This is a genomic window from Pseudomonas sp. RtIB026, from assembly GCF_016861355.2.
In the GTDB taxonomy this organism is placed as follows: Bacteria; Pseudomonadota; Gammaproteobacteria; order Pseudomonadales; family Pseudomonadaceae; genus Aquipseudomonas; species Aquipseudomonas peradeniyensis.
This window is the reverse complement of the sequence record NZ_AP023348.2, coordinates 3546377-3559660: the sequence shown is the minus strand read 5'-3', so window position 1 is coordinate 3559660 and position 13284 is coordinate 3546377. Positions and strand designations below refer to the sequence as shown.

Annotated in this window: 16 protein-coding genes; all 16 read right to left on the bottom strand. The window is 64.3% G+C overall.

Going from position 1 to position 13284, the window contains the following annotated elements:
- Positions 1–83: 83 nt before the first annotated feature.
- The 16 genes from PRtIB026_RS16025 to PRtIB026_RS15950 all read right to left on the bottom strand — a co-directional run bounded on the left by PRtIB026_RS16025 (position 84) and on the right by PRtIB026_RS15950 (position 13284).
- Positions 84–878 carry a DNA adenine methylase gene (locus PRtIB026_RS16025; protein ID WP_203646530.1) on the bottom strand — a complete coding sequence of 265 codons (795 nt, stop codon included), beginning with the start codon at positions 876–878 and terminating at the stop codon, positions 84–86.
- Between the two features lie 151 nt (positions 879–1029).
- Positions 1030–1572 (bottom strand): lysis system i-spanin subunit Rz, encoded by a 543-nt coding sequence (locus PRtIB026_RS16020; RefSeq protein WP_203646531.1) that lies wholly within the window; start codon positions 1570–1572, stop codon positions 1030–1032.
- Positions 1572–2123: a glycoside hydrolase family 19 protein gene (locus tag PRtIB026_RS16015; protein WP_203646533.1), complete on the bottom strand. Its 552-nt coding sequence runs from the start codon at positions 2121–2123 to the stop codon at positions 1572–1574. The genes PRtIB026_RS16020 and PRtIB026_RS16015 overlap by 1 nt, the downstream gene beginning before the upstream one ends.
- A gap of 23 nt (positions 2124–2146) precedes the next feature.
- Positions 2147–3205, bottom strand: a complete 1059-nt coding sequence (locus PRtIB026_RS16010) for a phage late control D family protein (RefSeq protein WP_203646535.1) — start codon at positions 3203–3205, stop codon at positions 2147–2149.
- 57 nt (positions 3206–3262) lie between these two features.
- The gene (locus PRtIB026_RS16005; protein WP_203646537.1) at positions 3263–3469 is read right to left on the bottom strand and encodes a tail protein X; all 207 of its coding nucleotides are present in this window, start codon (positions 3467–3469) and stop codon (positions 3263–3265) included.
- On the bottom strand, positions 3444–4286 hold the full coding sequence (locus tag PRtIB026_RS16000; protein ID WP_267812479.1) for a phage tail protein: 843 nt from the start codon (positions 4284–4286) through the stop codon (positions 3444–3446). Before PRtIB026_RS16000 ends, PRtIB026_RS16005 begins: the two co-directional genes overlap by 26 nt.
- A gap of 9 nt (positions 4287–4295) precedes the next feature.
- On the bottom strand, positions 4296–6902 hold the full coding sequence (locus PRtIB026_RS15995) for a phage tail tape measure protein (RefSeq protein WP_203646542.1): 2607 nt from the start codon (positions 6900–6902) through the stop codon (positions 4296–4298).
- Positions 6903–7033: 131 nt separating this feature from the next.
- Positions 7034–7330 carry a phage tail assembly protein gene (locus tag PRtIB026_RS15990; RefSeq protein ID WP_203646544.1) on the bottom strand — a complete coding sequence of 99 codons (297 nt, stop codon included), beginning with the start codon at positions 7328–7330 and terminating at the stop codon, positions 7034–7036.
- A 27-nt stretch (positions 7331–7357) separates the two neighbouring features.
- Complete coding sequence (locus PRtIB026_RS15985) at positions 7358–7867, bottom strand: phage major tail tube protein (protein ID WP_046856348.1); 510 nt, start codon at positions 7865–7867, stop codon at positions 7358–7360.
- Between the two features lie 12 nt (positions 7868–7879).
- Positions 7880–9046 carry a phage tail sheath family protein gene (locus PRtIB026_RS15980; protein ID WP_203646546.1) on the bottom strand — a complete coding sequence of 389 codons (1167 nt, stop codon included), beginning with the start codon at positions 9044–9046 and terminating at the stop codon, positions 7880–7882.
- Positions 9047–9148: 102 nt separating this feature from the next.
- Positions 9149–9574, bottom strand: a complete 426-nt coding sequence (locus tag PRtIB026_RS15975) for a phage tail assembly chaperone (RefSeq protein ID WP_203646548.1) — start codon at positions 9572–9574, stop codon at positions 9149–9151.
- Between the two features lie 8 nt (positions 9575–9582).
- Positions 9583–11259: a phage tail protein gene (locus PRtIB026_RS15970; RefSeq protein WP_203646550.1), complete on the bottom strand. Its 1677-nt coding sequence runs from the start codon at positions 11257–11259 to the stop codon at positions 9583–9585.
- The gene (locus tag PRtIB026_RS15965) at positions 11252–11860 is read right to left on the bottom strand and encodes a phage tail protein I (protein WP_203646552.1); all 609 of its coding nucleotides are present in this window, start codon (positions 11858–11860) and stop codon (positions 11252–11254) included. The genes PRtIB026_RS15970 and PRtIB026_RS15965 overlap by 8 nt, the downstream gene beginning before the upstream one ends.
- A gap of 1 nt (position 11861) precedes the next feature.
- Complete coding sequence (locus PRtIB026_RS15960; protein WP_203646554.1) at positions 11862–12743, bottom strand: baseplate assembly protein; 882 nt, start codon at positions 12741–12743, stop codon at positions 11862–11864.
- Positions 12740–13066, bottom strand: coding sequence for a GPW/gp25 family protein (locus tag PRtIB026_RS15955; RefSeq protein ID WP_203646557.1), 327 nt, complete (start codon positions 13064–13066; stop codon positions 12740–12742). Before PRtIB026_RS15955 ends, PRtIB026_RS15960 begins: the two co-directional genes overlap by 4 nt.
- Before the next feature lie 2 nt (positions 13067–13068).
- Positions 13069–13284 (bottom strand): hypothetical protein, encoded by a 216-nt coding sequence (locus PRtIB026_RS15950; protein WP_203646558.1) that lies wholly within the window; start codon positions 13282–13284, stop codon positions 13069–13071.

Below are 13284 nucleotides of genomic sequence, written 5' to 3'. Positions count from 1 at the left end.
AGCGGCTTCCTTTGTGATCGTTGACACAGTAACGCTCCACGCAAATCGAATAGCAAGCGGATCAGATCCTGAGCGACAACCATCTAGAACAGGCCTCCCAGGGCTTCGGGAACCCAGTTCAAGATCACCAGCTCGCCGGTCACATCAGCCTTGCCTTGCCGCTGGTTGGTGTTGCTGTAGCGGATATCCAGGCACTCAAAGTGGAAGCCGTCGAAGGCGCGCCGGATGTCCGGGTGATCGTTGATGCTGACCATCACCCTGCCCTTGCAGCGCCGCATGAAGTCGGCCATGCGCTCGTACTCCTCGAACGGGAAGTCGACGCCGTAGCCGGCGGTCTGCCAGTAAGGCGGGTCCATGTAGAAGAACGTGTGCGCTCGATCGTAGCGCTCGGCGCAGTCGAGCCAGGAGAGGTTCTCGACGTAGGTGCCGGCCAGGCGCTGCCATGCGGCCGAGAGATTCTCCTCGATGCGCAGCAGGTTGATGGCCGGCCCCGTGGTAGCGGTACCGAACGTTTGCCCGGTGACCTTGCCGCCGAAGGCATGCTGTTGCAGGTAGAAGAACCGGGCGGCGCGCTGGATATCGGTCAGCGTCTCGGGGCGGGTCATCTTCTGCCACTCGAAGATCTGCCGGGAGCTGAGTGCCCATTTGAACTGGCGGACGAACTCCTCGAGGTGGTTCTGCACTACCCGGTAGAGCGTCACCAGGTCGCCGTTGAGGTCGTTGAGCACCTCGACCGGGGCGGCCTGGGGACGCATGAAGTACAACGCGGCACCGCCGGCGAAGACTTCGACATAGCATTCATGAGGGGGAAAGAGGGGGATCAAGCGGTCGGCCAGGCGGCGCTTGCCGCCCATCCAGGGAATGATTGGAGAGGTCATTGATTGCAAGTCTTTACTGTATGGATAAACAGGTGTTAGGCTCGCCGCGCTTTGTGCACAAGGCAGGGGCCACGGCTGGACTTGCAGGAAGGGTCTGCGGGTTCGGCGGGCCGGGCTGGATGTTGACGCATCCACCCGGCTCGCCTCTTTACTACTTCGTGACTTCGCGCACGTAGGCCTGACAGGCCTTGAGCGCGATCAATCCTCGATCGCCTTCGTCGGTGATGGCGATAATTCGTCGAGCATGCGCTGGGTCAAGTTGGGCGCGTAGGGCTCCATCCACCAACCCTCCGGTGCCGGCGGGCGCTCGCCCCCCACTGCCACAACCCTGGGCGGCAACGGATCCGGCGTCGACCAGGACTGACAACCGCAGATCAGCAGTAGCAAGCCGGTCGCGCAGGCGAGCCTGAGCTTGTTGAGCATCGTTCATCTCCTTCCAGTGGGTTTTGTCTTGGGCCTGCAGGCGATCTTCCAACGCGCGCCTTGCTGCCTGCTGCTGTTCGAGCTGACCGAGCACCACCACCGCAGCACCCTCCCGCTCCCGACTATGCTCCAGATCCTTTGTCGCAAGCCGCTGCTCGTAGCCTGCCGCCTGCGTGGCCAGCTCGTTGGCCTGCCACAACCAGGCAAGCCGTGCACCGACCACGGCACCGAACACCAGGGCCAGCAGCGCAAGCCGCGATTCCAGGCCCATCAGATCAGCACCTCCTCGGCACGCTCGTAGATCTCCAAGCGATCGGCCTGCCCGTTGAGCCCGCCGTTGATGCGTCGCGTGATGGCTTCGAACGCCGACGGTCCCTTGTCAGCCAGCGAGTTAAGGCCCGCCTGATGCCAGAACCACCCGGCCGAGTCAGCGGCATGCTCAGGGCGCTCGAGGAGCTCGGGATGGGCCAGCAGGTCCAGGCCCAGCGCCTCGCCACAGCGCTTGTAGTTGTCGTGCCCGGTGACCTGAATCAGGCCACGGCCGCGGTACTTCTGGCCGTCACCGTCGGCCTCGGGCGTGTTGCCCAGGCGGGCGGCGAGCTTGCCGGTGTCGTACTTCGACAGGTACTGATCGCCGCCCAGCTCGCGGACGTAGCGCAGCTGGCCCGACTCATGGCCGACTTGGGCGAGCCACGCACGCTTGCGAAAGGGAGTGACGATCCCCCACTTCACCATCGCCGCGTTCAAGACAGGAAGAAAAACGCCGGCTTGGGTGCCGGCGTTGGGGAGGATCTGCTGCAGCTGCTTGAGTGTGACGGTCATCTTGAATCTCCTGTTGTGGCCGCTCAGGCCGGGTTCACCGCGACCACCCTCAGTGGCTGGTCGGATTTCTTTTTCTTGCCCTTGCCTTTGGCCTTGGCCTTGCCCTTCTTCCCGCCGTTGCACTCCACCGCGGTCGACCAGCCAGAGGCATCGAACGTCTGCTCGACGCTGTCGACCAGGTACTGTCCGTCCAGCCCATCCTTGAAGCCCTGGGCGTTGATTACCCGCTCAGCGAACAGATCGGTTCGACCGGCCATCTGCAGGCGCACGCTCGCCGTACTGCGGTTGAACGCCGCGAGCTTGGCTTTGGCCGCCTGCTGGGCTGCCGACTTGTTCGGGTAGATGTGGCGATCGGTATGCACGCCCGGCAGGCCGGAGGGGGCGTCGTCGTTGCTCAGCTCGATGACGGCCAGTTCTCCAGTCTTCTTGTCCTGGTGCGTGGTTTTCACGGCCGCCTGCGCGTTGCGATCGCCGAGTCGGAACTGCCACCGGCTCACATCTGCCGGGGCGATGGTGACCGTGCCAAAGGCCTTGCCGCTGGCACTCAGGCTGGCCTCGCGGGGCATGACCAGTAGCTTGCCGGCGGCCACCTTCGCCGTGCAGTCGTACTGTTTTGCCAAGCGGGTGATGAAGTTGAAGTCGGACTCGTTGCGCTGGTCGACGCGATCGACCTTGGTTTGCACCGGACAGACCGGTGTCCAGCCGTTGCGGGCGGCGATGTCGCGGACGATCTGCGACAGGGGCACGCCCTCCCAACTGCCACTGCGCGTGGTCTTGCCGGTGCCGCGCATGTCGCTGGCCTTGCCGCGGATCACCATGGTGCGGGGCGGCGCCGAAACCTCGATCTCGTCGACGGTGTACCGCCCCAGACGAGCCAGGGGCTGGCCAACGTAGCCCAGGTGGACTTCGATCCGGGCGCCCCTGGCAGGCAAAGCCACCGCGGCGTCGCGGTCATCGATCCGCAGCTCGAACTCGTCGGAGTCCATGCCGGGCTTGTCGGTTGTTCTCAGCATGATCAGTCGGTCGTTGATCAGCATCGTGATGTCCCTGCCATCAGCGACGATGCGGAAAGTGGGTTGCATAGGCCCTCCAGAATGAAAGAGCCCCGCACTGGGCGGGGCTCGGTGTGTGGCGGTGGGTCATCCCCACAGCTCGATTGTCTCGATCGAGGGCGCTGCCAGCTCGGGCAGTACGATGATGACCCCGGCCCGGTAGGGTTGCGGCTCATCCGCCAAACCAGGGTTCTCCTGCAGCACCAGTTCGACGGCGCCGTTGAGGTGCCCGTAATGCTGGTAGCACAGCGTGTCCAGCAGATCCCCGTCAGACGTTCTGCATGTCGTTGCCATACTTCACAAACTCCAGTGAGAAACCCTGCTTACGCGGAATGCCGCCGGCCAGCAGCGCGCCCTGCTCCTCGTCCAAGTTGGTCAAGCACCAGGTGCCCAGCACGTCGCCGTAACCGGTCACCAAGCTGACCGGCTGTAGCCGGCGGACGATTGTGCGCAACGCATCCAGCTGCTTGATCCCGCCCCTGCTGGTGAAGATCACCCCCTTGAGCGTGATCTTGTCCTCGCCCTGCCCGACCGCCTGCTGCGCAATATCCCGCGTGAGGCGCTCCTGGCCGGCCCAGCGCGCCGACGTCTGCCGGCGGAGTTCGTCAAAGGCCGCGGTATCCAGGTTGAAGTAATACGGCTGCAGCTTGGCGTCGAGCGGCTGCAGGATCAGCAGGTGCGGGAAAGGCTTGATGGCATCGGCTGCCGGCGTGGCCAGCGGCGCAAGCGCACTGGTCGGCAGGATGTTGGCCAGCGCAGGGCTTGCCTGACCAGCGATGCGGCTGATCGCCGCCGACGCCCTGCCGGCTTGTTCCTTCAGCGAGCCGAGGCGGTCTTGCACCGCTGCCGCTCCGCTGACCACCTGGCTGTAGGTTGATGCCACCTGCCCCACCGTGGACTGGGCCGCATTGATGGCTCGCATCGTGCGCTGCAGCTTCTGGCCGAGGGCCGGGCCAAGGACTGGCAGGCTCTCCAGCTCCGAGGCGGCTCCGGTCATATCGCCGACGGCACCGGTCAGCGGTCCCAGCATACCGTCGAGGCTGGTGCGGCCAGCCTCCCCCGCCGCAATCAACGACGACAGCGTCGACTGCATGGACGCCATGTAGGCCATGGCACCTCCTTAGACATGTGGTTGATCGAAGAGCTGGCCAGCAGCCTGCCGCGCGACGCTTTCCCGTGACCAGGTTTCCCAACTGCTGCGGATCATCCCCTCGAGCGAGCGAAACACCTGCTGCGGATCCTTGACGTCGCCTTGAACGGTGATCGGCATGTTGGGCATGTACGAGAACTGCTGGTCGACCTTGGGCGGGTCTGTCCTGGGCTTGGCTTGCTCGAGCGCCTGGGCCACAACGGGCGCCGTGGGAGCGGGCGCCGCAGCGGCGATCGATCGCGCGACATCCCCGGGCGCGGCTTTGTCCTTGTCCGCCTTCGCCACCTGCTCGTCCTCGCCGAACAGTTTCTTGCCCAGCCAACCACCCAGGCCCTCACCGCCAAGGCCGCCGATCGCAGCCCCGATGGCACCACCAATCGCTGTACCCAAGACCGGCACAACCGAACCGAGCGCCGCACCTGCAGCACCGCCCGCCAGCGCGCCGGCCAAACCGCCCGCCGCACTGCCGTAGCCCTCAGCCTTCTCGTCCTGGGTTTTCGCGTTCAGGGCCGTCTCGACAACGGTCATGCCCGCATCGAGGACCTTCCCACCTGGGAGCCTGCCGACCACCTTCGACACCTTGCCGACGGCACCCATCATGCGGCCTATGCGGCCGACCTCGGCTGCAGCCGTCGCAGCACCTGCGGCCGCCACACCTGTCGCAGCCCCGGCTCGAGCGACTCGGCCGACAGCCCCCGTAGGAGCGGATCGACGCGGCGCAGGTCCAGCCCGGCCCCTGCGCTGCCGACGGCGCCGTCGACCACCCGGCTCACCCGCGTCGGCCGTTGAGCCAATCCCGCCCAGATCCTTGCCGTTGACGACAAACACACGCTGCGGCTCGCTCCCGAGGCCACCACGATCATCGTTCGCAGCACCAGCGCCGAACACCTTGCCTAAAGCGCCAAGGCCTGCATCGACCACCGGATTGCCGGTCTCCGGCAGCTCTCCCTCGCTACCGGCACCACGCCCCATCCTTCGGCCACGCGCAAGGTTGAACACCCCACGCCCGACCCTGACCGCGCTGCGAGCAGTGAGGAACGCCATGACCGCCGCAGCAACACCCGCGATGCCCATGACCAGCCCAGGCAACTTGTCTGACAGGTCGGTGATGCCGTGGACGATCTTTGTCAACCCCGTCGCCAGCAGGTCAGTGGCCGGGCGGATCGCGTCGCCGATGCTACGCATTGAGTCGTCCACGGCCTGGCCCAGCTCGCCCCACCGTTGCTTGGACGTTTCCCGACGCTCGGCCAAGTTCTTGTCGAGGATGCCCGCGACCTTCTTGGCGTCTGCCGAGTCGGCTTTCAACGTGCTGTAAAGGCCACGGTTCTGCGCGTAGGCCGTCAGCGCCGCTTTGACCTGCTGGTCAGCAAACACGTCACCGGTTCGCAGGCTTTTCTCCAGGGCCGCCAGCGCCGCCGTGGCCTTCTCCGGATCGACTTCCTTATCGATCTTGGCCTGGGCTTCCTTCATTGCCTGGGCCTTCTTCGGGTCAGTCTTCTCGACGTACTGCAGAGCAAGGCCCATGGACGCCTCAAAGACGTTCATGCCCTTTTGCAAGCCGGTGTTCAGCGACTTCTGGTAGTCGATCCCGACCTTCTCATAGTTCTTCTGGATGTCGCCGGCACCGATCTTCTCCATCCAGTTCTTGAAGTTGTTCGCCGCTTCGTCGGAGCTGCCGGCGGTCTTCATCTGCACCTGCAGCATTGCACCCAGCGAGGTGACGGCATCCAACCCCGTGACACCACCCTTCTCCATGCCCGCCAACAGCTGCGGAAACCAGCGCGCCATGTCGCTGGCTTCAAAGCTACCGGCCTGGCCCTGGTAAGCGATGGCCTCCAGAGCCTGCTGCATGACCTTCGGATCGGTGATCTTGGCGTTCTGCTGCAGCGCCTGGATCATCGCCGCCGTGTCGACGCCCGATGCTCCCTGACCGATGGCGAACTTCGCCGCCGTCGGCGCATAGGCCATGGCCTTGTCCACCTCCATACCGGCACCGACCAGCTGGTTGATCAGGTCCGCCACGTCGTTGCGCGACATCCCTGTATCGCGCGCAGTATCGATTACCGCCCTGCTTAGCTGGGCCTCTTGCGGCTTGTTGACGATGTCCGACTTGATCGCGATATCACGGATGATCGCTTGATAGTCCGCACTGATCTTCGTCGGGATCGCAGCCAGACCCGCGCCGACAACGGTGGCACCGATGTTGGACTTGAGGGAGGACTTGCCTGCATCGATCTGCTGCCTGCCTTTGTGCTGCAGATCTGCAGCTTTTGCCTCGCGCCCGAGTCGCTGGTACTCCTTCGCCAGCCGACCGACTTCGACGCCCTGCTTCTTCAGCGCATCGAGATTGCCGTCGAGGCGCCGCAGCAACCCGGAGGCCGCCGCCGAGCCGCTGTCGTGCGCCTTCTTCCATTCCTCCCGGAGCTTGATCGTTTCGCCGATGGTGTTCTTCAACACCTTCGCGCGGCTGCCGCTCTCCTCGAGCCTTTTGATATGACCCTTGGCGGTACCGAATGCCGAACCAAGCGATGCGGCAACGGCCCCGCCGATTTCCAGCGCGATCGCCAGCTTTGCCATGCGCTACCCTCCTGCAGGCTCAATCCGTGAGCCACCAGACGATGTCCATCCAGGGCATCGCAGAGATCTCTGCCGCCGAGAAACCCAACTCCTTCGCCAGCCGCTTGGCCAGCTGCTTCTGAGATCGCGGGTCAAAGCTCGTCGTCTTGCACCAGGCGAAAATAGCCGGCCTGCAAGCGGCTGTAGTCCTTCAGGGTCAGGCCTTCGAGGTCCTTCAAACCGACCTCGGCCAGCGAGGCGAACAGGTTCAGTTCGCGTTGTTCATCGTCACCGTTGGTGAGCTGCTGTGCAGCACGGATATCGCGCACTGTCGGCGCACGCAGGTTCAGCTTGTCCACCTGCACGCCATTGCACTCAGCTGGCTTGCTCAAGGTGACGATGACGCGGTCGGTTTCAAGCTGCAGGTAAGCGGGAATCTTCTTGCTCATAAGGTGTTGTCCTTGTCTGTGAGTACGTTAGAGGCCCAGGGCCTGGCGTTGCTGGGCGAGTTGGTCGACGCCGTCGATCACGCGCTTCATGCCCAGGGCATCGATCTCGTAGATCAGGCGCCCGTCGACCTCGAGCTTGTAGTAGGTCACCGCAACGTTGTGCTTGATCTCGGCCTTGTCACCCGCCTTCCAGTCGCCCATGTCGACCTCCTTCAGCGCGCCGCGCAGGGTAACGATCACTGGGGTGACCTTGCCCTTGAGGCCCTTGAAGGCACCGCGGAAAGTGCCGTTGAAGGCGGTGCCGTCGGCCAGGCCGAAGAACTTCAGCGACTCGCGGCGCACGCCGGTGGTGGTGAAGGCGGCCTCTTGCTTCTCCATGCCCTGCTCCATCTCGATCGGCATGTCCATGCCGCCCGGGCGGTGCTCTTCCATCTTCAGGGTTAGCTTGGGCAGGGTCAGGCTGGGCACGTCGCCCTGGAAGCTGACGCCGTCGACGAACAGGTTCAGGTTGGCCAGTGTTTCGGGAATCATCGCCATGGGGTTCGCTCCTTATGCGTTGCCGTCGAGGACTTCGGTCAACCACTGGTTGGTGACCTCGACGCGGAAGTTGGGGTTTTCGGCAGGCGGGACATCGGTGAACCGGATGTTCCAGTACACCTTGCCCTGCTCCAGCTGGCTGGCGGTGTTGAGCTCGGGGTCGGCGAACACCTCGAAGTTGATGATCGCGCCCTGGTTCTTCAGGTCGCGCATGAAGGCCTGCAGGCCCTCGGTGACGTCCTTGACGTAGGTCGCAGTGATCGATCGGTCGACGGCCCACTTGTGGCCGTAGAGGATCGCGTCCATGACGATGTCCATGGTTCGCACGCGGGTGACGAAGGCCCACTTCGGATCGCTGGACAGGGTGCGGTTGCCCCACAGCCGATAGCCGTCGTCGCGGATGATGGTGGCGATATTGGCGTTGTTCAGCAGGTTGGCCCGGCAGGTCTCGTCGCCATCGAGGAACTCGATCGGCCGCGAGGTGCCGGTGATGCCGACGAACTCCTTGTTCGACGGCGAGGCCCAGAACCCATACTCGCGGTCGGTCCAGGCGAACAGGCCGGCCACCCAGGCCGAGCTGGGCGCGTCCACCGTGGCACTCGCGTCGGTATCCCAGAACCGCAAGCCCGGGTCGACCAGGAACGCACGCTTGGCACCGAACTCGCCGGCATACGCGACAGCTGCTTCGTCAGTGGTGTTCGGCCCATCGAGGATAGCAATGCCGCGCAGCTTGTCGGCCAGGGCCACCAGGGCGGTACCAACCGCCTGGGTCGCGCTGTGCTTGGGCGTCACCAGCAGCCGCGGCTGGGCGTTGAAGCGGCTCTTGCCGTCGAGCAGCGCCTGCAGGCCAGTGCGCTGGCCGCCCGCCTTCGTGCCCCCGATGATCGCCGAGGTCTGCTCGGCGGCGTCTTCAAGCTTGGCCACACCACAGGCGACGATGACCGCCTTGGCACGTGTGTAGATGGCGCGGCAGGCCTTGGTGATCGCCGCGCCCTCACCGAAGGCCGCCACCGCCTCGCGCTCGCTGGTGATCATCACCAGGTCGTTCGCTTTGGCCGTGGCATCGGGGCCGGGGGTGAAGGTGTCGACCAGGCCGATGATCGAGGACGACGGCAGCGCGATGGTGCGCGCGCCGGTGTCGACGTTCGTTACGGTAACGCCGTGGAAAAAACCGCTCATGCAAGTCTCCAGATACGAAAAGGCCCCGCATGCGCGAGGCCTGGAAAGGTGCCGCCGGCCATAGCCGACAACGCCAAAAGAAAAGCCCCGACGGGCGGGGCCTTACAGGATCAACTCGGCGAGCCAGTCCGGTGCTACCGGACGGTTGGCCAGCGCCGGGAAGGCGTCGGCCGCTGGCCAGTCACGCAGCGCCTGCCGATAGGCCAGCAGCGCGGCATATTGCTCAGCCGTGAGCGTCGTTACGCCTCCCAGCTCGACCTCATCCCTGTGGCGCGTAACCACCCACTCGTAGCGGGACAGCTCTACAGTGCGCCAAGCGCGCTCCCGCTCCATCACAAACTCGATGGGCGGCGGCTGTCGCTCAGTCAACGTTGGCACCCCATCATCGCCGGGCGCGATTGACTGCCCCGAGGCTTCGGCCGCTAGAAGCTCTGCATGTCGTTTGTTTGAAATTTTGGCCCCGCCGTTGTCCCTGACATCGAATGAGAACCGCTGATCGACCTCAACCCACTTAGCCCAAATGCCCATGCTTACCCTCAATAGCCAACGGCCATCCAGTGGATGTACGCAGTGCCGGAAAATGATGAACTGTTGATGACGTCTTCCCGTCGAGATTGAAAGCCTGTCGCGGTGAGCAACCTAGCTTGCGTCGTCACTGTCGACTGGGTCATGACGCCGTCATGCGTGAAGCCACTCAAGCACGAGGGAATGATGCTGAAACCCAGGGGAAACGTGACCGTTGTCTCCGCGTCTGCCGCGTTGGCAATGTGAACACCCCACTGAATCATCAGCCCGCCCAACCAGGTCGGAAAGACGATGGCGTTGCTTGCGCCGCCCCCGCCCTTGATGAATGAGAACCCCCAGCGCAGCTTGAACGGCGTCACGAAACCGGTATCGGTGCTACCGGTGTCGACCTCAAGCTGGCTGGCGTTGGTACCCATCAGCAGGGGCTGCCCGTTCCATTTCAGCTTGCCGATTGAGTCCATTACCAGCTTGCCGGCCACCACTCCTAACCAGTGAAAGCCGATGCCGGGCGCGCATACTTCTCGTTGATCCGTAGCACCGACCTCCATCGCCTCACGGATGACGATGGCACCAGAACCGTACTCCCCGCCCCATGCTGGCGACGCAAGTACCGGCTGCTGTCGGCTGACAACACCTACAGCCAGCGCCTTGTCCTTGTCGGCCTTGGCGAGCAACGCGGTAATCACCTCGCCTTTCGTGTAAGCGTCGGTGATGCCATAGCCACCCAGCGTGATCGCCCAGTTGGCCTTGCTGGCCAGCATCCCGTCGACCTGGGGGCGGGTGTAGCCATTGGCAACACTGATGTAGCCCGATGGGTCAAAGTTGCCGCTGTGCCACAGGACACGCGTCCTGCCCCACTGACCCTCGCGGGCCGAGCGAACGATGATGATCGGTTCTTCGCCGTCGTACTTGAACCCCAATTGCGCCGCGTAATCGCCGGCGATGTACGGGATGTTCAACACTGACGTGTAATTACCGAAGGTGGTTTCACCATCCGTGTAAGAGTAGAAACCACCCTCCAGGCCGATAGTGTCGATCTGGCCGGCCGGGGCTATCCTGCCACCCAGGCCAAGGTGGCCTTTCTTCAGGGCGTCGGTGATGCCATAGCCGCCCAGGGTCGTGGGATTTTCGCCAGCGGTGACAATGCCGCGTTCATTGGTCGTGACCTTGGTGTAAGTGCCTGCCGGCTTCCCACCTGGCAATACCCCGGCGACCTTGTTGTCGACGTACTCTCGAGTAGCAAGCACGACGCTCGGGTCAATGCGCAGCTGGACGTTGCTGGAGCTGCTGACGATCAGGTTCATGCGCACCACCTGGGTGCGGCCGGAGCCCTGGCTCAGCAGCGGTTTGTAGGTCGGTGCGCAGTTGGCCACGGCAACCATGTCACCGTCGGTGTCGTACAGGGCGATCTCGCGGATCCACTTGCCGCCGACATCCGCCGGGATAACCTGCTCGGCGATGATGATGGCGCTGTTCTTGTCGTCCACCTTCAACTGGTTCAGCGGCGCCCGGCGCCATTCGTTGATCAGGCTCGTCTGTGTGGCATTGGGTGTGGGGTCGGTGCCGTTGGCATCGCCCACGCCCATCTGAGTGATTTTCCACGGGATGCCCAAGGCATCCGCGTTGGCTTGTTTCGCCGCACCCACGTTGGTGAGGATGGCGTAAAACTGTGAGTTCTGGTCAACCATGAGCAATGTCCAGGGTGTCGATTGTATGTTCACGGCCACCGCGCCCGATGGCACCGGTGACGACAATGTCGCGCTGCACGGGCGGATAGATGTCCAGCACGTCGCCTTCGCTCAGCGCCCCCGCCAGGTAGAAAGCGCCACTGGTTTCAAGGCTGATCTGCAGGGCTGTGAGGTGGCGGCTCACCGGGCGCGCGTCATCCAGCAGCGAGGCCAGCTCTCGATAGGTCTCCTCATCGATGCCTCCGTCCGAAACACCAATCTTCAAACCGAAGGTGCCCGGGGTGCCGAGCGGCCACTGCTGCCACCACTCACTGACCTCGATCAGATAGCCGAACGGCTCGACCACCCGGCGAAGCGCGCCGATCGTGCCCTTGTGCGCATGCACGAAGAACGCGGAGCGGATCACCGAGCGCTTGACCGCCTCTGACCAAGTGTCGTCCCAACGGTCCACCGACCAGGCCCAAGCCAGCTGGTACAGCAGGTGCGCCGGACAGGTGTCGGGGTTGTACAGGGTCCGCAGGGGGATATCGGTCAGCTCGTCCGTGGCGACCTCGACGGCGCGTTCCAGCTGGGTGCTGTTCACGGGGAGCAGACTTTTCATGTCAGCCACCCCATGCCACGTCGATCGTCTCGCACCACGCCGCCTGTTCCCTGGTAGGACGGATGTCCGTCCACCCCACCAGTTCCACGCGGCTCACACCGTCGATGTGCAACTGAGCATCAATGCCGGACCGCGAGACCTCCAGGCCCAGCCGGCGACGGGGGTTCACCCAGGCCTGCAGCCGAGCCTTGCATGCCGCCAGGATGGCTTCGTTCTCCGGCCCAGTGCCGGCCTTGTACAGCACGGCCTCGACCCGGTACGGCAGGATCTCGGCGGCCTGGACCGTGAGCCGATCGGCCACCGGGCGCACGTCGTCATCGCTTAGGTGTGCACGTACCGTCTCCAGTAGTTCCGGCGGGGCGAGGCCTGTGCCCTCCAGATCCAGCACCGTGACCACCACCTCGGCCGGGGCCGGGCTCTCGGCTGTCGCGTCCGCCACCCGGCCGGAGGCATTGCGCGCATGCAGGATGTAGCTGTTCCTCGGGCCGGCGGTGGTCAGGCCCTCATAGACCAACTGCACGCGTTCACGCAGTGCATCGTCAGCCTCGAGGACGCGCTCGACCGGAGGTACCGCATTGAGATCCTCGGCCTGCACCACCAGCCGCTGCAGGTTCACATTGGCGGCCAACTGGTCAAGGTCCGCGCCGCGTGCATAGGCCAGCATCAGGGCCTTGGCCGCGTCGTTGACCCGTGCGCGGTTCTGCATCCGCCGGTACGCGCCCAGTTCGAGGAGCTTGGTGATCGGGTCACTCTCGAGCAACGCATCCCATTTATCCCCCATGTACGCACGAAAGCGCTGCAGCTCTTCGCCGTACACCCCTTCGAAATCGAGGCTCTCCAGCACCTGCGGCGCCGGGAGCTGCGACAGATCCACTACGCTCATGCACTTACCTCCAATACTGCGCTGTCGCCCAGGTACGTGCCGGTCAATTGCAGGTCGATCTTGCCGTCGATAACCGCAAGCACCCGCACCCGCTCCAGCCGCAGCCGCGGTTCCCAACGGCCCAAGGCCCGGGCGACCTCGGCCTGCACCGCACTCTTCCAGCCCTCGTTCACCGGCAGGTCGACGTAGCGGCGCAACTGGCAACCGTACTCAGGGCGCATCCGGCGGCTGCCTACCGTGGTCGTGAGAATGTCCTCGATGGACTGCCGCAGGTGCCCCAGGCCGGCGACCGGCTGGCCCGTTCGACGATCCATGCCGATCACGGTCAGGCCTCCTTGAAGTCGGACCGGTTACGCATGTAGGCCAGGCCCACCGCGTCATCACCCTTGATCGTGACCCGGCCCTGCACCACCTCGAGCTCCACCCAGTCGGGCAGAATCAACTTGCGCCGGGTGTACTCCTGATCGATGAAAGTCACCGGCCCGTGCGGTACCGGCGCCGCTTCGCTGCCCTCATCAGGCACTGTCTGTGTTCTGGCCAT

Excerpts from the sequence above, each read along its gene's own strand:
- PRtIB026_RS16025 (WP_203646530.1), bottom strand. The coding sequence starts at position 878 with ATGACCTCTCCAATCATTCCCTGGATGGGCGGCAAGCGCCGCCTGGCC.
- PRtIB026_RS16010 (WP_203646535.1), bottom strand. The coding sequence starts at position 3,205 with ATGCAACCCACTTTCCGCATCGTCGCTGATGGCAGGGACATCACGATG.
- PRtIB026_RS16020 (WP_203646531.1), bottom strand. The coding sequence starts at position 1,572 with ATGGGCCTGGAATCGCGGCTTGCGCTGCTGGCCCTGGTGTTCGGTGCC.
- PRtIB026_RS16015 (WP_203646533.1), bottom strand. The coding sequence starts at position 2,123 with ATGACCGTCACACTCAAGCAGCTGCAGCAGATCCTCCCCAACGCCGGC.
- PRtIB026_RS15975 (WP_203646548.1), bottom strand. The coding sequence starts at position 9,574 with ATGGGCATTTGGGCTAAGTGGGTTGAGGTCGATCAGCGGTTCTCATTC.
- PRtIB026_RS15990 (WP_203646544.1), bottom strand. The coding sequence starts at position 7,330 with ATGAGCAAGAAGATTCCCGCTTACCTGCAGCTTGAAACCGACCGCGTC.
- PRtIB026_RS15980 (WP_203646546.1), bottom strand. The coding sequence starts at position 9,046 with ATGAGCGGTTTTTTCCACGGCGTTACCGTAACGAACGTCGACACCGGC.
- PRtIB026_RS16005 (WP_203646537.1), bottom strand. The coding sequence starts at position 3,469 with ATGGCAACGACATGCAGAACGTCTGACGGGGATCTGCTGGACACGCTG.
- PRtIB026_RS16000 (WP_267812479.1), bottom strand. The coding sequence starts at position 4,286 with ATGGCCTACATGGCGTCCATGCAGTCGACGCTGTCGTCGTTGATTGCG.
- PRtIB026_RS15995 (WP_203646542.1), bottom strand. The coding sequence starts at position 6,902 with ATGGCAAAGCTGGCGATCGCGCTGGAAATCGGCGGGGCCGTTGCCGCA.
- PRtIB026_RS15985 (WP_046856348.1), bottom strand. The coding sequence starts at position 7,867 with ATGGCGATGATTCCCGAAACACTGGCCAACCTGAACCTGTTCGTCGAC.
- PRtIB026_RS15960 (WP_203646554.1), bottom strand. The coding sequence starts at position 12,743 with ATGAGCGTAGTGGATCTGTCGCAGCTCCCGGCGCCGCAGGTGCTGGAG.
- PRtIB026_RS15970 (WP_203646550.1), bottom strand. The coding sequence starts at position 11,259 with ATGGTTGACCAGAACTCACAGTTTTACGCCATCCTCACCAACGTGGGT.
- PRtIB026_RS15950 (WP_203646558.1), bottom strand. The coding sequence starts at position 13,284 with ATGGCCAGAACACAGACAGTGCCTGATGAGGGCAGCGAAGCGGCGCCG.
- PRtIB026_RS15965 (WP_203646552.1), bottom strand. The coding sequence starts at position 11,860 with ATGAAAAGTCTGCTCCCCGTGAACAGCACCCAGCTGGAACGCGCCGTC.